13 protein-coding genes and 1 pseudogene are annotated in these 19344 nt (G+C 58.3%); 6 read left to right on the top strand and 8 right to left on the bottom strand.

Going from position 1 to position 19344, the window contains the following annotated elements; all coding sequences use genetic code 11:
• Positions 1–56: 56 nt before the first annotated feature.
• From Q1W15_RS09470 to Q1W15_RS09505, 7 genes and pseudogenes are all read right to left on the bottom strand, one after another.
• Positions 57–1472 carry an FGGY family carbohydrate kinase gene (locus tag Q1W15_RS09470; RefSeq protein ID WP_300726853.1) on the bottom strand — a complete coding sequence of 472 codons (1416 nt, stop codon included), beginning with the start codon at positions 1470–1472 and terminating at the stop codon, positions 57–59.
• Positions 1473–1498: 26 nt separating this feature from the next.
• Entirely contained in the window at positions 1499–2737 is a 1239-nt protein-coding gene (locus tag Q1W15_RS09475) for an NAD(P)/FAD-dependent oxidoreductase (protein ID WP_300726856.1), read from the bottom strand.
• Positions 2724–4133, bottom strand: coding sequence for an NAD(P)/FAD-dependent oxidoreductase (locus Q1W15_RS09480; RefSeq protein WP_300726859.1), 1410 nt, complete (start codon positions 4131–4133; stop codon positions 2724–2726). The genes Q1W15_RS09475 and Q1W15_RS09480 overlap by 14 nt, the downstream gene beginning before the upstream one ends.
• 1211 nt (positions 4134–5344) lie before the next feature.
• Complete coding sequence (locus Q1W15_RS09490) at positions 5345–5848, bottom strand: peptidoglycan recognition family protein (RefSeq protein WP_300726864.1); 504 nt, start codon at positions 5846–5848, stop codon at positions 5345–5347.
• A 248-nt stretch (positions 5849–6096) separates the two neighbouring features.
• A pseudogene (locus Q1W15_RS09495) lies at positions 6097–6366 on the bottom strand (PAAR domain-containing protein); the annotation flags it as partial.
• A 670-nt stretch (positions 6367–7036) separates the two neighbouring features.
• Positions 7037–7855, bottom strand: a complete 819-nt coding sequence (locus Q1W15_RS09500) for an alpha/beta hydrolase (protein ID WP_300726867.1) — start codon at positions 7853–7855, stop codon at positions 7037–7039.
• A gap of 90 nt (positions 7856–7945) precedes the next feature.
• Complete coding sequence (locus Q1W15_RS09505) at positions 7946–8845, bottom strand: LysR family transcriptional regulator (protein ID WP_300726870.1); 900 nt, start codon at positions 8843–8845, stop codon at positions 7946–7948.
• 108 nt (positions 8846–8953) lie between these two features.
• On the opposite strand from Q1W15_RS09505, the gene Q1W15_RS09510 reads away from it, so the two are divergent.
• From Q1W15_RS09510 to Q1W15_RS09525, 4 genes are read left to right on the top strand one after another with little or no spacing between them, the layout of a single operon-like run.
• Positions 8954–9616 (top strand): RraA family protein, encoded by a 663-nt coding sequence (locus tag Q1W15_RS09510; RefSeq protein ID WP_300726873.1) that lies wholly within the window; start codon positions 8954–8956, stop codon positions 9614–9616.
• A gap of 1 nt (position 9617) precedes the next feature.
• The gene (locus Q1W15_RS09515) at positions 9618–10283 is read left to right on the top strand and encodes an RraA family protein (RefSeq protein ID WP_300726875.1); all 666 of its coding nucleotides are present in this window, start codon (positions 9618–9620) and stop codon (positions 10281–10283) included.
• Complete coding sequence (locus tag Q1W15_RS09520) at positions 10280–10909, top strand: dimethylmenaquinone methyltransferase (RefSeq protein ID WP_300726878.1); 630 nt, start codon at positions 10280–10282, stop codon at positions 10907–10909. The genes Q1W15_RS09515 and Q1W15_RS09520 overlap by 4 nt, the downstream gene beginning before the upstream one ends.
• The gene (locus tag Q1W15_RS09525) at positions 10906–12114 is read left to right on the top strand and encodes a pyridoxal phosphate-dependent aminotransferase (RefSeq protein ID WP_300726881.1); all 1209 of its coding nucleotides are present in this window, start codon (positions 10906–10908) and stop codon (positions 12112–12114) included. Before Q1W15_RS09520 ends, Q1W15_RS09525 begins: the two co-directional genes overlap by 4 nt.
• Before the next feature lie 80 nt (positions 12115–12194).
• Here Q1W15_RS09525 and Q1W15_RS09530 read toward each other — a convergent pair whose 3' ends face one another.
• Entirely contained in the window at positions 12195–13418 is a 1224-nt protein-coding gene (locus Q1W15_RS09530) for an anthrax toxin-like adenylyl cyclase domain-containing protein (RefSeq protein ID WP_300726884.1), read from the bottom strand.
• 595 nt (positions 13419–14013) lie between these two features.
• On the opposite strand from Q1W15_RS09530, the gene Q1W15_RS09535 reads away from it, so the two are divergent.
• Positions 14014–15051, top strand: coding sequence for an ABC transporter substrate-binding protein (locus Q1W15_RS09535; RefSeq protein WP_300726887.1), 1038 nt, complete (start codon positions 14014–14016; stop codon positions 15049–15051).
• A gap of 176 nt (positions 15052–15227) precedes the next feature.
• Positions 15228–19343 (top strand): membrane-targeted effector domain-containing toxin, encoded by a 4116-nt coding sequence (locus tag Q1W15_RS09540; RefSeq protein ID WP_300726890.1) that lies wholly within the window; start codon positions 15228–15230, stop codon positions 19341–19343.
• Position 19344 lies beyond the last annotated feature (1 nt).

The raw sequence follows: 19344 nt of genomic DNA on the forward strand, positions 1-19344 counted from the left end.
ACGCGTTGGCGTTCAACACGTGCCCCCTTCTGCTGTGCGCCATACGCGGGCTGCGCCTAGCGCCAATCCTTGGAGCGATTCACCGCATCAGAAAAGGTGGTGCGCCACTGCAAGGCTTCTTCAGCACTCACTTTCGGGTTGAACGTTGTGCTGGTGTTACGCAGCGCAGGCAACTCGATGCCCAAGCCTTTGGCTGCCAACGCCGCACACCCGAATGAGGTCAGTTCATCAAAGCGCTGAGTAATGATGCAGCGCTGCAAGGCGTCGGCCAGAAACTGCGCAAAATAGGGGCTGCGGGCCAGCCCGCCATCGATGGACAAGCGATCGGTCACGTTTAAAAACCCGTCCATGGCCGTGATGACTTCAACGCTGCGCAGCGCCACGCCCTCCAGCAAGGCCTGGCAGAGATCCTGACGCGTGGTGCCACCATTCATGCCCACCCACAACGCGGCCGCACTGCGGTCCCAGTGCGGGCAGCCGAGCCCGGACAGCGCGGGGACAAAGGCGAGCTGGCGAGCAATGGCCGGTGGTTGATCGAACGCGGCCAACTCTGAAAAGTCCGTAAATAACCCCAGCCTCCCCGCCCACTCCACGGCGGCGCTGGCATCGTAAACACCGCCATCCATTGCATAGGTCGGCTTGCCGTCGATCTGCCAGGCGATGGTTGCCAGCAGCCCCTTTTCCGGGGCCCGGATCACCTGATCGCCTGTCAGCGTCAGCGCAAAAGCCCCGGTGCCAAAGGTGATCTTGGCATCGCCTTCTTGGCGGCAACCGTGGCCATAGAGTGCTGCCTGCTGATCGACAATCGAAGCTGTCACAGGCGTCACGCCGATCTCGCCGAAGTGCCCCACGGTGTCCCGGATCTCGGGCAGCGACTCAATGGGCACACCAAACAGCTCACACAGCTCACTGTCCCATTGCCCGGTCGACAGGTTCATCAGCGAGGTGCGCGAGGCGGTCGTGACATCGGTGGCGAACACCCCGGTGAGGCGGTCCAGAAAGTAAGCGTCGGTGGTGCCCAACCGCAGCCGGCCGGCCGTCAATGCGCTCTTGGCCGCGGGCAGGTTTTGTACGATCCAGGCCAGTTTGCTCGCGGAAAAATACGGGTCCAATGGCAACCCGGCGCGCTCCAGGGTCAACGCCTCGTGCCCTTGGCTGCGCAGCTGGGCAATGTCAGCGGCGGTGCGATTGTCCTGCCAGACGATCACCGGGGATAACGGCGCGCCGGTTTTCGCATCCCATGCCAGGCAGCTTTCGCCCTGGTTGGCGATGCCGATGGCGTCTACGCGGCCTGTGGCTTCCAGGCAACGCTGGATATTGCTGAGCAACTCCAAAGGGTCGTGCTCCACCCAGCCCGGATGCGGGTGATGTTGCTGATGGCGAAGCGACAGCTGGATGTCAGCTGAACCCTCTTGGGTAACGACCAATACACGGGTGCTGGTGGTGCCTTGATCAAGTGCGGCGATACGCATTTAAAGTCTCCTCGGCGGGGTGCTTGTTATTGGCCGACAAAGTCGACTTCGAGTTGCTGTACGCCCTGAGGCACCTTCAAATGAGCAATCGGGATCAAAATACGCCGCTCGGGCAGTGAACTGCCTGAACGCGACCACAGCTCTTTGCCGTTGGCGCGCACCACCAGGCGCCCGGTCACCGCCCGGCTGACGCGCATCTGCAGATGCTCCATACCCGCGACCGAAGAGAGGTTCAGGCGCTGTGGAACACAGAGTTTCAATTCGCCTTTGCAGACGATTTCAATGCTCGGCCCGGCACCAGGCAATTGCCCTTTCAGGTCACGGGCAATCAGGCTGGCGATTTTACGGCCTTCGCGGAACGACCAGCCCGCGGTTTCGACCGGTCGCAGCAGGTTGCCGGCGGCAAAATACACCGGGTCGGAACAGCGCCCGTACTGATCAATCTCCGGCCCGCCGCTGTTGAGGTCAAGCGTCAGCTCACTTAACCGCACAAGGCTGGACTCGGGTACAAATCGCCCGGTCAGCAACACGCCGTCACAGTCAAACAAGCGGTGGCTGCCATCGGCCAGCCGAACCGTGGCCCCTTCCACACGTCCTGTGCCGTGAATTTCAAGCAGTTGCGCACCCATGTGCATAGGCACCCCGCACAGCCTGGGGAACAGCGACAAAGGCCAGCGGGCGGTCGGGCGGTCATTGGCCTCAATCATCGCGACCGGCTTGATGCCGGCGCGGCGGCAACTCATGACCGACGACAAGCTCACCAGCTCGGTACCGACAATCAACGGCCGATCAAACGGTTTAAGGTGCTCCAGGTACAGGTAGGACTGGAACGCGCCGGTGTTGATCACCCCCACCGGGCGATCTCCGCCCACCAGCCGAGCCGAGCGCGGTGTTTCCCTGGCCCCGGTTGCAATCAGCACCCTGCGCGCCTGAATGACAAACGCTTGGTCCGGGCTTACCCCTTCCAGCCGCCCGCCTTCGCCCAGCCGGGTGACCGAGTGTTTGAGCCGAATATCCACGCCCGCCTTGAGGGCTTCCTCAACGTTACGCCGGGCATAGTCCGGGCCAGTGTAGACCCGGCCGTACTCCCAAAACCCAAAGGGCGGATGCCCGCAATGGCGAGGGATACCGCCGGCCTGCGGCTCGCGCTCAATCACCACCACCGAGCCGACCCCTTGCTTGCGCAACTCGACCGCAGCCGACAGGCCAGCGGGCCCGCCTCCAATAATGGCAACATCGACGTATTCGACTTCAACGGGATTCATGGCAAGCACCTGTAGCAAGGGGAATGGCGAGACGGCCGGCGCTGAGCTCTGCCACCCTGGCCCCACAATAAAAACCCTGGCAGCGACCCATGCAGGCGCGTGTTCTACGTTTCAGGCCGCCCAGATCACCGGGGGGAAGCGCACTGGCCAAGGCTTGCTCGATTTCTCTGAGGGTGACCATTTCACAGTGACAAATGATTTCACCGTAACCGGGTCGTTGATAATCACGCGGCAAATGCTCGGCCAGGTTAGGCAGTGTGGGCCATTGCAACTTGGGCTCGGCGATGGGCGAATGGCGACCGTCATACAGGCTAAATACATGCCGGGCGATCCCCAGTGCCGCGGTCAGGCCCGTAGATCGGATGCCGCCGACGGTGATCCAGCTCTGCCCCTCGACCCGACGCACCCGGTACTCTTTCTTTTCCGAGGCCGGGCGCAGGGCCGCGTAAGTGGCCGTGACCGGCATACCCTCAAGCGCCGGAATACGCTCGACGGCCGCGTCGACCAATTGGCGCAGCACCTCGCTGTCGAGCCCCGCATGAACACGGTCTTCCTGTTCTTCAGCCGTAGGGCCCACCAACAGATTGCCGTACACCGTTTTGGTCAGCACGATGCCTTTGGTGCGCTCGTTGGGCACGGGCAAAATAATGTTCGTCAGGTAGCGCGCGGCGGCCTTGTCAAAGACCACAAACTGGCCTTTGCGCGGGTGAATGGAGAAGCTCGATTTACCCAGCAGCTTTTGCTCCAGCAGGTCGCCAAACAACCCGGCGCAGTTGATCACCGTTTTACCGCGCACCACCCCGCTGCTGGTCTCAAGCGTCCACGCCTCACCGTCAAATTGCCCGGCGTTGACCTGCGTGTTGAATTTCACTTGAGCGCCCAGCATCAGCGCCTGAAGCAAATACCCCAACGGGGCCGACCAAGGGTCGATCAAAAACTCCCCAGGCACTTCCACCGCGCCCCGCGCATTGAGCGCCAGGTGCGGCTCGAGGGCATGTAACCGATGGCGATCAACCAGCGCAACGTCGGCGATGCCGTTGTCATGCGCCTGCTGAACAATGCCCTGCAACTTCTGCAAGTCATCCCCGCTCCAGGCAACGACCAGAGCTCCGGATTTCAGCACCGGCAAAGACATCTTCGCGTGGATATCCAGGTATTCGCGGTAGCCGTCTTTCATGCACTGCAGTTCAAGGCTGCCGGTGGGCGCATCGAACCCCGTGTGCAAAATGGCGCTGTTACCTTTGCTCGCGCCTGAAAGAATATCGGCACTTTTTTCCAGCAAAAGCACCCGAGCCCCTTCGAGCGTGAACCGCCGTACCATCGCGCAGCCCACAACGCCGGCACCGATGACCACCACGTCGTAGGCATCGGTCTGATTCGGGAATGATTTCGTCATGATCAAGCCTATCTGATGAAGTGACAGCATCTTTAAATGCTCAGACAGGGTGCAGGGCATATGCCACTGACCGATTGAGTGCCGGGATGACCGATTGGAAAACCCCATTCACCCAGCCACTGATTAACCGCCGCCAAACCGCCCGCGCACATAACGTGCAAAGCATAACTCAGGAGGCCGTTTTTACTGGGTAACGAGCTTAAACAACGGGGGGTGAGCGTACGCGCCAGGCATTGACCGCGGTCAGCAGCGATCTCAGTATTCCGTCAAAACAGGACAAACGCTCCCTGCCTGTGGAGTCAGTCATAAAATCAGAAAGTGTTACCAGGCTACACAACGCGGATAATTGTGGTTACCTTCGCCCTCTTTAAAGGCCAAAACCCTTGTTCAAGAGATACCTTTTGCTGGCATGCACCGAAATGCGATGCCGGTTACCTGCAAAACAATGATTGTTTACACCTGGAACAGACAAAAAATCGGTCACAAAAACGCTTTAACCTAGCGTAACTAACGTAAAACAACATAAAACACACAGAAAACTTGATAGAACGCCCGGCACCTCACATTATTCATACCTTCATTTCGCTCCATACGTCTTCAGGATGAAGGCCCTTAAGCAGGCTTATAACGAGTCAGACAGGGTTCACCACGCCCATGGCACAGCACACACGTCGCAGGACTTCTGCAGCGCTCGGTGAAACTGCGCTGACAACAGGCTCCAGGTGCTCATTTACGACGCGTAACGTTCTGCGCGACTTTCACGCGGGAACTTTACTTAGAGAACCTTCGTTCTGTACGTAAAGGCCAGTCAAGTTTATCTCTACATGAAATTTATAAAATAATAGATGTGCTTCAGAGTGTTCTCCGACTTGCCGCCGCCGTGCGCAAAGTCGATCTGAGCGATTTAGAAGGCAAAAGAAATAATTTCTATTTTCTCTTACACTGGTTAAGCTCTTGCTGGCTTTGCAACGTTGTTGTTATGCCTAACCTATACTTGCAGTACTGAATTACCAAATACCGATCCGAATCGCTTAGCTCACTCAATTTTTTGTCATCTGACTCATTCGCAAAAATATTTTCAAAACTTATTTGAAATGTCGGACTTTTCTTAATGAAAAATACTTTTTCCGGATAGGCATCTTCCATTTTTTCGTACACTCCAACATAGAGAGCAACGACAAACATACTCAACATAATAACCAGAAACGATTTCATGACAAAGGCGGCCGTAAAAGTTTATTTTTAATTCTAAGATCCCTAACCACGCCCATCCCAATATTTCCAGGGCAAATCTTCCCCTCACCCGCTTGCATAGGAAATTCACGATGCCCTCCTAGAGTTGTCACCCTGAAAACACCTGTTAGTGCCTGGATCAAGGTCTGCAGAGCGTCAATTTGTATAGCGGGTATTTCCTGATCAATATTCCCATTGAACATTTCGAGAGCCTGACGTGCGAAAGCAACTATGTCGTTACCTTCTTCTGCAGTTGTCAGGTTTCCTAGCAAAACTATACCAATGACTCCAGTGTTGTAGTTATTTACGCTTGAACCTTTAAATCGAATATCGCGCCCCTCAAATACTTTACCCATACAGTCGATGCCGTAGTGATAACCGATATCATCGAACTTCACCTGATGTGCGCTCTGAATAGCACGCATTTGCCCAGCGCCAGCACCACAGCCGACGCTTCGACCTGCATGATGAAGGGCGATCATCGAGTAGTCCCAGTCATGGCCCATTTCGCCTTTTACATTATGCGCTCCCCAAGATGATCGCTCTACAAACTCACACCCATTTTATAAAGGTGTCTAATAATTGCTTCTCGAGTAGCAGCTCTATCATTGACAGAGATGGCGATGGGATTTGCCGGCTGGCCGGGCTTAACTTCCTGTGCCTTTGCTACCGTAGTGAACGTAGATGGGCCGGTTCTGCGGGGTGCTTGCAGTGTAGATTCTCCGCTCCCATAACAGGCCGTAAACACAGAAGGGATCAGTCGGGCGTTACAGGGGCAATCGCTGAAACTATCCAGCGTGCCGGCCATAAGTCTTCCATGACTATCGATGTATGAAATCCCACCACGGATCCGATAAATTTTTCCGTCCTGTCCACAAAAGACCCGATCGCCTTCCCGAGCATGCAGGAGGCCAAACATGTTGACGCTGTCATCACCATCCAGAACTGTGCCACCGCAGGTGGTTTTGTCACCCAGCCCAATGAAATAACCTTTAGACATTAATTTTTATCTCCGTCTTATCCGAACGCGCACACGATGTTCCCGACCACAGGTTTTGACTGTCAGTGTTAAACTGGCGACGCCGTGAAACAATACAACAGCATCAAGCCTTATCACTTAGTCCCGCCAGATAATGGGTAAAAAGTCCTCTGCCAATTGATAATCACCTCGCCATTGCCATGAGCGCTGCCGACTCGGCAACAGGGCTAATACAGCATTAATTTGTATGATTCTTAACTACTTTCCTGATGCTTTTCTTTTGTCACTTGGGCCAATGCGTCGTGACTTGCGCACATTAAGGTGGTGTTCATGAGTGCAAGAGCTTGATTAAGCGTTGTACAAAATAGCTCTGCGCTCGCTGAGTTTGCCTTGCCTGACCCTCGCTCTAATACGTTTCGTACAGGCCCTGGCAAGCAACACATTGGATCTACGGGTAACAAAAGAAAATAGGAATTTTCCGAAGAGTTCACTTCGCGATAAAGTTACTGACCCGCATAGTCACACCACGCATGGCGCTTGCCCCCAGGCTCTGTACGCAATGTATCTGCGCTCGGTGAAACTGCGCTGACAACAGGCTCCAGGCGCTCATTTACGACGCGTAGAGTCGTGCGACCCCGGTTGTATTCTCGCCTGTTTTCGCCTTGCCAGCGTTTGCTCGGCAGGTTTCTTCTTAGCGGCGACAAACCCGATCTTGCAGGGCCTTGATGCATCGCCACATCAGCACGGGGTTGGAATACATGGGGAAATGCCCGCAGTCGGGAATGCACGCCAACTCCACGCCTTGGGCGGCAATGCTCTCAAGGTAGGACAGGTGTGCGTTGGTCGCGCCGTACAGGTACTGGCGTGGAAAAGGCAACGCGAGAAACATGTCCATCAGTGTGCCCTGATCGGAAAGCTCGACCATCGATTCGAAAATGCTGCGCACCGCCCCTGCACGTACTTTATGGGCCAGGCTGGCCGCATAGAGCGCGCTGGCCGGGTCGCGAGCCAACCGCGTGCGCGCAATAAAATCCTTGAAAAAGCGCGCATCGTCTTCACGGGGATGATCGTGAATCTGCCGGCTGAGAAAGCAATCTTCCGGGGCGATGTTGCCTTCAATATCGACAAAACTCAGCACCCGCCCAGGCTCGGCGTGAGCAAGCATCAAGCCCGTCAGGCCGCCCATGGAATGGCCCACCAGGTGAAATCGGTCGATGCCCAAATGGCCCAAAACGGCTCGTGCCGTGCTGACCATCAAGGGAATGTTGATACGCGTCAGGTCGGCACACACCGTCTCACCGCAGCCGGGGGCGTCGTAGGCAATAAACGGGTGCCCGTCGAAAGCAGCTTGCAGCGTGATGTCGGCATAGTCTTCTTTGGTGGAACCGAAACCGTGCAAGAACAGGATGGGGGCTTTCGGGCCGCCACGGTGGATGACCGCAAGGTCGAGCGCAACACCGTCGATGGTCAACGCCAGTGTCTCGTGTATGAAGCGGGCGGGCTGGGCCACGGTTAAAAGATCCTTCGCTGAAACGGTCACTGTCAACGTCCTGGCCGGGTTTGTAAAATACGAAGCCGCGAAGCCAGCCATAGGCCGAACCTATGGAAAATGGCGTTCCTTCGCCAGGTCGATCATGGCCTCGACCAGTGGGTTGTGGTGCTCGACATGCCAGGCCATGGCGGTGGTCACGACATTGGTTTCCGGGTGCAAGGGGCGCACCACCACGTTTTCCGGGGCCAGTTTTTCCATCGACTGGGGCACCAGCGCAATGCCTTGGCCGCAACTGACAAACGCGATTTGCGACGACACCGAACGCACCTGATGCAACACGCGGGGCGAGAACCCGCTGGCCTTGCACAGCCCGACCACGTAATCGAAGTAGACCGGGCTGACATCCCGCGACGCCATGACCAGGGTTTCATCAGCCAATGACGCCAGTGCCAGGGTCGGTTGGCACGCCTGAGGGTGGTCGCTGGGCAGCGCCACGGCCAGGTGATCCTCGGCAAGGGGCACCGACGCAACGCTACGCCCCAGGTTGCCCTCCAGACGCGCAAACGCCAGGTCGATATCGCCACTTTCCAGCAGAGGAATGGCCTGAGCGCTGTCGATTTCCCTGACCGAAACGGTGATCAGCGGATGATCCTGCTTGAAGCGCTCAATCAGCGGTGGCAGCACATCGATCATCGATGAAGTGATCGCCCCGACCGTCAATACACCGGCATGGCCGGCGACCGCTTCATGCACGGCCAGTTCCAGCCGTTCTAGTTGCTCGGCAAACTTGCGCACCGCCGGAAGGATGGCGGCCCCGGCGGGCGTGAGCTGTGCCCCCCGCCTGGAGCGAATGAACAATTGCATCCGCAAGGAGTGCTCCAGTGCCTGGATCTGTTCGGTCAAGGGCGGTTGCGACATGCCCAGACGCCGAGCGGCGCGGCTGAAACTCTGGTCTTCAGCCACGGCCAGGAACAGCCAGAGGTGGCGTATCAAGCGGAAGTTGATCATGACGGCTATCCATAGGTTTGGCGTATAGATAGCTTAGCTTCTTCGTAATATACCTATCAAATGACCTTGCACATACTCAAGCCTCACCTACACGAGGCCTGCCCCCACATGCGCTTGAAAACACCGCTTGACCGTCTTGCGGCTCTGGACACCAACACGGTCTCCGACGCCCTGGATTTCCTCAATCTGCCAGGGGCCACCCGCGGCCTGATGCCGTTGTGGAACGGCCCGAAAGTAGTCGGCCGGGCAAGCACGGTGCAACTGGGCCCGAGACAGGACGCCGCCTCGACCGCCCACCTCATCACCCCCGTGGTCGAGCGCATCACCACCGATGACCGGGTGCTGGTGATTGCTGGCGGCGTCGATGGCATCTCCAGTTGGGGTGACATTCTGGCCAACGCCGCCCGGCAAAAAGGCATTCGCGGCTCGGTGATCGACGGCTTCAGCCGCGACATTCGCGGCAGTGCCGATATCGGCTACCCGGTGTTTGGCCGGGGCGTGACGATGATCAGCGCACGCAACCGGCTCACTCAGCTAGCGAGCGCCGTGAAGGTGCGCATGGCCGGTGTCGAGGTGGATGAAGGCGACTATGTGATCGCTGACGAATGCGGATCGGTCTTCGTCGCGGCGGCGGTGATCGAGCCGGTGCTCGACCTGGCCGAGCGTATCGCCCACCGCCAAGGCGAGATGGTCGATGCCGTGCGGGCCGGGCGTTCCGTAGAAGACGTGATGCATGACCGCCATTTCGACGCCCTCCATGAGGAACACTGAGATGAACCTGTCCGACAACGATCTGGTAAACCTGTTCGAAGGCCTGGATACCCCGGGCGTGTCTGATGCCCTGGATAAACTGGGCCTGCCCGGGCAGGCCTTCGGGATCATGCCGCTGGCCGACTACGGCTCGGTAGTCGTGGGCCCGGCCTTTACCGTGCAGTACGTCAGCGCCAGCACCCCGCCGGGAACCGTGGGCGATTTTATGGACGACGTGGCTCCCGGTGATGTGGTCGTGATTGCCAATAACGGGCGCACCGACTGCACCGTCTGGGGTGACATCATGACCCAGTACGCCCTGGCCCAAGGCATCGCCGGCACAGTGATTGACGGCGTTTGCCGGGACGTGAGCAAGGCCTTGAACGAGGGTTACCCGCTGTTCAGCCAGGGGCGATTTATGCGCACCGGCAAAGACCGCGTTGAGGTCGTCGCCGTCAACCAACCAGTCTCGGTGGGCAACGCCCGGGTGTGCGCTCGCGACATTGTGGTGGCCGATGCCAACGGCGTGGTCATCGTGCCCCGTGAGCGGGCGCGGGAAGTGGCGCAAACCGCACGGCGCATCGAACACGCCGAAACGCACATCCGCGAACTGATCGCCGCGGGCAAAAGCCTCAAGGAGGCCCGCGCCGCCTTGGGTTATCACACCCTGCAGAGTCAGCAACCATGAGCCTCAGCCACGATTATCAACACCTCGCCAAAGCACTGGGCAGTTCCACCCTGTACGAAGCCTGCGGCTTGCCCTGCGCGGTCGACCGCCAGATCCGCGCCGTGTGGAAAGGCGCGTTCATCGCCGCACCGGCTTATCCGGTGCAATGCTCGCCCGGTGACAATCTGGGGTTGCACCTGGCCGTTGCCCGCGCGCCGCGTGGCAGCGTTTTAGTGTGCGACACCGCCGACTTTATCGCAGGTTACTGGGGCGAAGTGCTGACGGTGGCTGCCAAAGTAGCCGGCATCGCGGGTCTGGTCATCAACGGCGGTGTGCGCGATATCGCCGCACTTGAAGCCCATGGCTTTGCCGTTTTCGCCCGGGGTATCTCGGTGCAGGGGACTGTCAAAGCAACCGCCCCTTCGGTTGGCGAACCGTTCACGTTCAGCGGAGCGCCTGTCAGTGCCGGCGACCTGGTGGTGGCTGATGACGATGGCGTCATTATCATTCCCGCCCAGGCCGTGGACCGTACGCTGCGCGAAGGGCAACAACGCGCGGACAAAGAAGCCGTGTTTATGGCCCGGTTACGCGACGGGCAAACCACATTGGCGCTGATGGGCCTGGCCGTACCGGAAGAGCACGCATGAACCCTCAAACCCTGAACCATCGCCTGGAGGCCGCCAGGCCCTCAGCCACCTATACGATCATCGACCGTGTTACTGCACGCCGGGCCGAGGGTGCGACGATCATTTCACTGTGTGCCGGCGAGCCGGACTTCGACACCCCCGAGCACATTCGGGCGGCTGCCATCAACGCGATCCATCAAGGCCACACCCGCTATACCCAAGTAGCGGGGCTGCGCGCATTACGCGAAGCGATTGCGCGCAAGTACCAGCGCGAAAACGGTCTGGCGGTCGGCTGGCAGGACACACTGGTGTGCAGTGGCGGTAAACAGGTGATTTACAACGCCCTCGCGGCCACCCTGAACGAAGGTGATGAGGTCATCATTCCCGCCCCGTACTGGGTGAGCTACCCCGAAATGGTCCAGTTGTGCGGAGGTGAATCACGCATTGTCACCTGCGGTGCCGCGTCGGGCTTCAAGCTGACACCTTCGCAATTGGCCGAGGCCATTGGCCCGAAGGCCCGCTGGGTGATTCTCAACTCGCCGTCCAACCCGACGGGCGCGGTGTACACCCGTCAAGAACTCAAGGCGTTGGCCGACGTGCTGCTACTCCATCCGCACGTGATGATCCTGGCCGATGATATTTACGAGCACTTGATCTTCGATGGCCTCGCCTTCGTCACCCTCGCCCAGGTTGAGCCGCGCCTGGGCGCACGTACGCTGACCATGAACGGTGTGTCCAAGGCCTATGCCATGACGGGCTGGCGCATCGGTTTTGCCACGGGCCCGCGCTGGTTGCTCAACGCAATGGAAAAGCTGCAAGGCCAACAAACCTCCGGTGCCTGCTCAATTTCCCAACATGCCGCTATCGCCGCGCTGGACGGCCCGAAGGGCTTTATCACGAAGAGCCGGGCCGTGTTCGAGCGCCGCCGCGACTTTGTGGTTGAACAACTGAACAAGGCACCCGGCTTGCGTTGCGAGCGCCCGCAGGGGGCTTTTTACGCCTTCGTCGATTGCAGCGCTCTGCTCGGTAAACATTCGCCCGGCGGGCTTTCACTGGCCGACGACACGGCCGTGGCGCGGGCCTTGCTGGAGGAAGCCAACAGTGCCGTAGTACCTGGCAGCGCTTTCGGCCTGCCTGGCTACCTGCGCATGGCCTATGCGCTGGATGATCACTCGCTGCTCACTGCATGTGAGGCGATCCGCCAGTTCTGTGAAAACACCCGTTAGCGTGCAGATCATCACGCATCACTCAGCGAACGGACCGAACCTTACCGTTTGTTCGCTCAGTAGAGCGTCCTGATCTGTTCTCAGTGAAGATCCAGCAACCGCTGGGAGTTTGTGAAATCTGAGCGTCTGACATGGGTCACTTCAGACTCCCACAACGGGTTTAACGGCATGTGATATCCGCTGTTTTTCGCCTGTTGAAACAGCTCGGCCATTTGATGACGATTTTCGACGATACAAATCTCATCAAACGCTCCCAGCTTGGCAGGCAGGAAGAAGGTGGCGGGATAATTGGCCGCGGCTTCGCTGGCCGGGCTGCCGGAGTCTGCATTGTGATGAACCAACCGCTCTCCTTCACCCACCAAAGCTTTATTGATCACAGGAATCATCGAGGCAATACGGTCTGTAGCATTACCGATATCTGGATTTTCCTTCTGGTAAAAACTGTTGACACTCGCGTAATCCTGGCGCAACTCCAGAGCCAGATTTTTGGGGCCCGTATCGGTTGCCCGTTCGCAGTACCCATTGATACGTGCCTTGAACACACCGTGCGCGACATCCGGAACCGGAAGGTTGTCTTGCGGCCCCAGATCGCTGATATGAGGGCCGATCAAATGCAAATCATAGTCCGCCGTCAATGCCTTGCCCTCGGGTGTCTTCGCCAGCACCTGCAGAGGTTGCCCTTGCTGGCTGATCCGATACTCGCTATCCACAGCACTGGGGGTGGCCTCGAATGTGTAGAGCGCCCCGCTGGGAGCTTTCGCGCTGAACGTGATAACCCCTTCGGCGTTGGCAAGGTGCACGTTAGTGATGAGGTCGCTGGCCAACAGCGTCCCAAGGCGCGCATGAGTGATTTCCAGCGCAATAGCAACCGCATGGCCATCTTGGATGCATTGAAGCGTCTGCCCGTTGAATTTCTCGATTCGCGATGGATCTGATTTCCGGCAACCTTCGAGTTTGCTGAAGGCTTGATCGACACAAATCATCCCGGCCTGAGGTCCCCAGTTGGCGCTTTTACCTTTGATGTGAAAGTCCTTGGTGGGATGACCATCTTCAATCAGCCCGGTAGCCACGGCTTCAACCGGGCGCATACCAATAATGCAGTTGTATTCTTTCGCTACATTCAACAAGGGTATTAAGTGACTGGCCGCTATCCCTGTGCGCCCCCTAACACTTTCCATGAGCCGCGCTACGTCTGGTACGGCAGGCTTAGTGGCATCAGGAACCACTTTGCCCTGTACTGCATTGCTCTGCGCTTGGAGGCTCTCGGCACAGGGTTGAATACTGCGCAGTGAGAAAATATTCATTAATGACTCCTGAAATGAAATACGTCCCTGCATACGTGTTATTTGAGAACACATCGGTTCAGAAAAAAAAAGGACCCGTCTCGGGAACTGAACGTGCTTTCGTTGGTTGAGCATGGCCCTTGCGCGTCTGATCCTCAGGATTACGCACGGGGCGCGCCCAGGACCTCGCTCTACCAGCCCCAAAGGACCGAGTTAATACCCCTGGCCTTCGCAAGAGAGGTAGCGGTAGCGGCTTCAAACAGGAAACAACCACGCTTGGCTTGGAGTCGTTACCTGCGGTGTTGCGTCAGGCTTTAAACTGACATCCTCGGGCCTACCGTTACGCCCATTGTTTAGTACAAACCAATCCAAGAATCAGAAAAGTCATCTTTTACCGTCTTTACCCTCATGCCACCTTACACGGCGGCAAAAAGGACCATAGGAGCACACACCCCTTCACTGCGAGCACTGCACAGGGCACGTGCAGCGGCTCAGCGGCTCAGCGGCTCAGCGGCGAAGGGAGCGGGAACCGGAAGTCTCGCGCCTGGGAAGGCCTCGTTGATCCCGGTGTCTCGAGTGATTTGCAATCACCCTTGAACGGTAGGAGATAACAATAATGATCAAAACTCTGAAATTCGCAGTTCTGGCAACGGGGATAGTCACTGCCAGCCAGGCCCTCGCGGTCGACCTCACCATTGTTTCCTTCGGTGGAGCCAACAAGGAGGCGCAGGTCAAGGCCTTCTACAAACCTTGGCAAGCAGCCACCGGCAATAAAATCATCGCCGGTGAATACAACGGCGAAATGGCCAAGGTCAAAGCCATGGTCGACACCCGCAGCGTCTCCTGGGATGCCGTGGAGGTAGAGTCTGCCGAGCTTGCCCGGGGATGCGACGAGGGCATGTTCGAAACACTGGACCCTGCCCAGATCGGCCTCAACCCCAAAGATTTCGTCCCCGGTGCCATCCAGCCGTGCGGCATCGGTTTCCTCGTGTACTCGACAGTACTGGCCTATAACGCCAGCAAGCTGAAGGAAGCACCCACCGGCTGGAAAGACTTCTGGGATGTAGAAAAATTCCCGGGCAAACGCGGCCTGCGCAAACTGGCCAAGTCGACCCTGGAATTCGCCCTGATCGCTGACGGCGTCGAGCCAACAGAGGTTTATACGCTGCTGGCCACCAAGGCCGGTCAGGACCGCGCCTTCGCCAAGCTGGATCAGCTCAAGCCGCACATTCAGTGGTGGGAGGCCGGGGCTCAGCCACCTCAGTACCTCGCTGCGGGCGATGTGGTCATGAGCTCGGTCTACAACGGCCGCCTCTCGGGCGAACAGCGCAAGAAGTATGACTTGGGCATCGTGTGGGCCGGGGGGCTTTACGAGTTCGATTCCTGGGCCATTCCACGCGGCGCTTCGCGCCAGGACAAAACTCGCGAGTTCATTGCCTTCACCCTTGAACCCGTGCCACAGAAGCACTTCGCGGAATACATCGACTACGGGGCTGCAAACATGCGCGCCATGGACCTGCTCGATAAAGCCCGCATCAACGAACTGCCGACCGCTCCCGCGAACCTTGCCCAGCAGGTCCCCGTTGACGCCCTCTTCTGGGCCGACCATGGCGAACAACTGGAGCAGCGCTTCAACGCCTGGGCCTCGCGCTAACCGCACGGTTGCCAGCCATGGGGCTCACCCCATGGCTCGCCCACCTCAACTTCACGCCGCCGGCCACTGAATACTGCAGTGGCCGCCTTTTATCTGCGCGCGGTATCGGGGTATATCAAGTCCCTTCCCAAGACGGCGTAGCCTCCTCTTCTGGCTAATCACGGACAGAAGAAACCATGCCCCACCCCACTGAATCCCCCGTTTCGACCGAGGCTCTGCAACAGCATCATCTGGCGCAATTGCTGGACTATCAGAAGGCCTTGAAAGTACTGCTCGATGATATGCCCGAAGCACGCGAGACGCTCACGGGCCTGCTCTACGCCCACGTCCAGCGCTCGTTTCGCAACCACCCACTGCCGATCGCTCTGGATGCCGTGAACTATGTCGAGTACATCCGGCTTACCCTTCAATCCGGTTCAACATTGGAGGAACTCCCTCAGGTTACGCCTCAGCGGCTGACCGCGCTGTTCAATAACAAACCCTGGGGTGGGCAAGACTTCGACGCGCCCAACCGGTTGTACCGCTACGCCACCCAAACCCTCTACCGTGAACAGAACCCGGCCACGCCCACGAAAAAACAGCGCATCGTTCACCTGACGACGGCCGGCTCTCCGGCGTTCGAGCAGTTCATTGATGGGTTTATCCGTCGACCCGACAGCTGTTATCAGCAGCAACTGGACCGTTTTTGGCGCGCGCCTTTTGCCCCGGGCAACCCGCTCAGGCGTGACCAGTGGTTGGCCGAGCAATTAACCAAGGCCCTTGGTGCCGAGGCCGCCTTGCGCGTTGCCGACCAAACGCTTGATGAACACGACAAAACGCTGATTGACCTGATCATTCGTTTCCCCTGCGCAGCGGCTCGGGCTCATCTGCCGCAACAACAACGGCCCGCCGCCTGGGCTGTGCACCTTAAAGGCCAGCCCCCGGAGGCTGATATCGCGCTAGCTGGCGTCTTTGTCGTTTCAAGCAAAACTCCGACCACCGATATCGAGACCACCGCCGATATCGGGACTGTCGTGCTGTTCACCCCGGACCACGGCATTGATTCGTTTACTTCATTGCAAGCGCTGGACATGGCCCTACGCACCCGCTTTGCCCAGGCCACCGAGGTAGAAGGCCTGCTGTGCACGATGCCCTGGCAAGACCAGGCACGGGCCCAGAGCTATCAAACGGCAGCCCCGACTTTTGGCTACACGCAAATCCAGACAGCGCTTTTCGAGCACAGCGTGCAGTCACTGATGACCCTGCAAAAACAAGACATCGCCCATGGCTGGCGGCAGTTACCCCGCCATGAAGCCGATGCTGGGCAGGTGTACGAACTGTTCAACCGCGTGGCCCACATAGGCTCACTCCTGGATATCCGCAACAGACTGACGGAGCGCAGCAGACGTTATATCGAAGCCCATCTGCCCGCCTGGCATCGAGCGGCGAGTACCGAAGACCAACACACTTTAAGCCAGTTGCTGGACGCCGAACTGGCCGCCAGCAAGGCCTTGATCGCACACCTCCAGAATATTGACATCCCCGCCCTGCCGGTGTTTGCCCGCACTGAATTGATCCGGCAACTGGCCGTCGATTATCCAGGCAAAGTCATCGACCCGGACCACATCCGCGTCAGTATCACTGAAAGCTTCAACCCTGCCAGCCTTGGCGGCGGTATTGGACCGGACCATGTCACTAGCACCGACGGCCCGCGAACCGGGCCGAGCCACACCACAACCTTATCGCTGACAGCCTTGGCGCTACGAAACATCGCGCCTTGGGATTTCAGTTTTTACAACGTATTTACCGGCAAAAAAATCGTGATGTCGGCGTCCGGCAACGAGCCTTCCGGCACACCGATCGAATTCGACGAACCCTACCTGACATCGCTCATACACTCACTGGACATCAGCAACGCTTACGACCAGTTGCTGAGAACACGCTTGATCGATGAAGGCGCAACGGTGCGTGAAGCCTGGATTGACGCGCACCGGGCCAGCATGGCGAGCGCGGCCCTGGCCGCGCAACTGGAGGGCACGAGCTTACTCAAAGATCGGGAGCAGCGCGGCTATCAGTGGCTCCAGGCGCTTATCAAGGGCGACACCCCGGCCCGCCGCAATACCGTCGACGGGCACACCATCATTGCCAGCGGGCTATTGATTGCCAACTCGGATAACAGCACCCGCAACGGTTATGCGCTTAATGACGTGTTGATGATCGGCGTTGAACAGCGCCAGGCGGTAGCCTCTGTCATTCTTTATACCCCTGCAGCGCCCGATGGCCAGACCTTCAAGGCGTTCAACGACCAACAGGCCCTGCAGCATTTCCTCCAGCAGCGATGGGCCTCATCACCGGACTGGCAGCGTTATGTCCTGCAACGCCTGCCCAAACCCGGGCAGGCCGCGCTGACGGAAAACCCGCAAAGTGGTACTTGGTCGCTCAGCGAACGAATACTCAATCCTCGCCGCAGGGTCCGTAACCCCTTCGACACCCTTTTTACCTTTGTGATAAATACCCCCCTTCACGATACGTTGTATGAGCAAAGAGTCTTTACCTTACGCCGCAACGCCGACCATGAGTCGACCTCCAACGCCGAGGTCGAAGAACAGTCACGCTGGAACAAGATCACCTTTGGCATAGATGTGGCGCTGAACCTGATGGCGTTTGTGCCGGTCGCCTCCACATTCAGGGCTGCGCGCAGCGTGGCCACCCTTTTTTTATTGCTCAAGCAGGCACGCGCCTCAAAATCTGCAGCCAGGGCGCTGTGGTCAATCACCGGGGCCAACACCCGCCCCCGTCTAGCCCCCACCTTCGGCGCACTGCCCGCGCTTCAACCGCCCCCCGATCTTTCAGGCCTTGACGTTCATGTGAACTCCGCCGACCTGAGCCCGGTGCAAGGCAACCTTTTCCAAAACAAGGTCTCGCAGCAGCGATATGCGCTCATCGGCGGCAAGTACTACTTATGCGACGTGGCTCAAGGGCATCACTACATCTACTCGCCCAGCGCGGTCGGCAGGTCCCTGCGCTATACGCTGGTGGAAAATGAGACTCAGGCGCTCTGGAACGCCGAACCCATGCACAGGTTACCAGGGGGCATGGACCCGATTGAAAAAGGCCCCCACGAAACCACCTATCAGGATTACGAACTGCCCGTCACCGATGTTGCAGCGCTCCCGGCACTCAACCTGGCCCCCTCGGGCTCTTTGGGCCTGGGCATTCTGACACCCACCCTGCCGCAAGAACTCGCGGCGGGCGTGTTTCATCTTTTTGCCATTCAGTCTCGGCTGCACCGTCACGCCAGAAGCTTCTTCAGAACCTTCAGCGCCTCGGCCGGGCCGCTCACGATACCGCCAAGAGATCTGCTGCCCGAGCCGCTGTTCAGCGACCTATTCAACCAGCGTAATGGCCTTGTGATCGGCGAAACCCACGGTCACACCCTGTCTCGACGGTTTTTGACCGAGAACATGCCGGCCCTTAAAAGACAGGGCCTCAAAAGCCTTTACTTCGAACCTTTGAATACAGATCTTCATCAACGCCTGCTGGATACCTTCAACGCCTCACCGGCTACCCCATTGCCCCCCGCTCTGAGAGCACGCCTGCAATGGATGGACAGCCATTACTCCTCGACCCAGCCCCACACTTACGTTCGGCTGGTGGAGGAGGCGCATGCTCAAGGGGTCCAGGTAATGGCCCTTGATACAACGGCCTGTGCGCAGATCACACCCGGAGCGCTCTCCGCACCCGGAGCAGCCCGCACGTTGTCCGACCAGCTTAATCGCGTCACCGTGTTCAATTTTTTTGCCTACAAAAAAATTGCTTTCGACCAACAGGCTCAAGGTCCACACCGTTGGGTGGCACTGGTTGGCCATGGCCATTGCAGCACGCTTCAAGGCATTCCGGGGCTGGCCGAACTGACCGGCGCTGTCAGCATGCGCCTGGCCAGCAGGGTTCCCACACTCCCCTTGCGCACGACCCGTGATCCAGGTTGCCTGCTGCCATCCCCTTTAAACACTCACTCGTTGGGCCTCAGGTGTGATGTGTTAATGCACATGGCCGACCCCATCAGCAATTTGTCCGTGACAACGCGCGTTCACAGCCCGAACCTGTTCATGATCACCAGCGCGCCTCACGGAGCTATCGTCGTGCACTACCTGAACGCGCAGTATCTACGCCTCGATGTACCGATTCAGGTAGAGGGCACCCAACTCTACGTCGACCACAACGGGTTTGGCGCGATCAGCCGTCGTCGCTTTAGCACCCTGACCGCACTGGCCGACGCCCTGACCGATGAACTTCATATGATCGAGGTATGAG

Origin of the sequence: Pseudomonas sp. (assembly GCF_030150285.1) — a bacterium.
GTDB lineage: Bacteria > Pseudomonadota > Gammaproteobacteria > Pseudomonadales > Pseudomonadaceae > Aquipseudomonas.

Excerpts from the sequence above, each read along its gene's own strand:
- Q1W15_RS09470 (WP_300726853.1), bottom strand. The coding sequence starts at position 1,472 with ATGCGTATCGCCGCACTTGATCAAGGCACCACCAGCACCCGTGTATTG.
- Q1W15_RS09475 (WP_300726856.1), bottom strand. The coding sequence starts at position 2,737 with ATGAATCCCGTTGAAGTCGAATACGTCGATGTTGCCATTATTGGAGGC.
- Q1W15_RS09480 (WP_300726859.1), bottom strand. The coding sequence starts at position 4,133 with ATGACGAAATCATTCCCGAATCAGACCGATGCCTACGACGTGGTGGTC.
- Q1W15_RS09490 (WP_300726864.1), bottom strand. The coding sequence starts at position 5,848 with ATGATCGCCCTTCATCATGCAGGTCGAAGCGTCGGCTGTGGTGCTGGC.
- Q1W15_RS09505 (WP_300726870.1), bottom strand. The coding sequence starts at position 8,845 with ATGATCAACTTCCGCTTGATACGCCACCTCTGGCTGTTCCTGGCCGTG.
- Q1W15_RS09510 (WP_300726873.1), top strand. The coding sequence starts at position 8,954 with ATGCGCTTGAAAACACCGCTTGACCGTCTTGCGGCTCTGGACACCAAC.
- Q1W15_RS09515 (WP_300726875.1), top strand. The coding sequence starts at position 9,618 with ATGAACCTGTCCGACAACGATCTGGTAAACCTGTTCGAAGGCCTGGAT.
- Q1W15_RS09520 (WP_300726878.1), top strand. The coding sequence starts at position 10,280 with ATGAGCCTCAGCCACGATTATCAACACCTCGCCAAAGCACTGGGCAGT.
- Q1W15_RS09525 (WP_300726881.1), top strand. The coding sequence starts at position 10,906 with ATGAACCCTCAAACCCTGAACCATCGCCTGGAGGCCGCCAGGCCCTCA.
- Q1W15_RS09530 (WP_300726884.1), bottom strand. The coding sequence starts at position 13,418 with ATGAATATTTTCTCACTGCGCAGTATTCAACCCTGTGCCGAGAGCCTC.
- Q1W15_RS09535 (WP_300726887.1), top strand. The coding sequence starts at position 14,014 with ATGATCAAAACTCTGAAATTCGCAGTTCTGGCAACGGGGATAGTCACT.
- Q1W15_RS09540 (WP_300726890.1), top strand. The coding sequence starts at position 15,228 with ATGCCCCACCCCACTGAATCCCCCGTTTCGACCGAGGCTCTGCAACAG.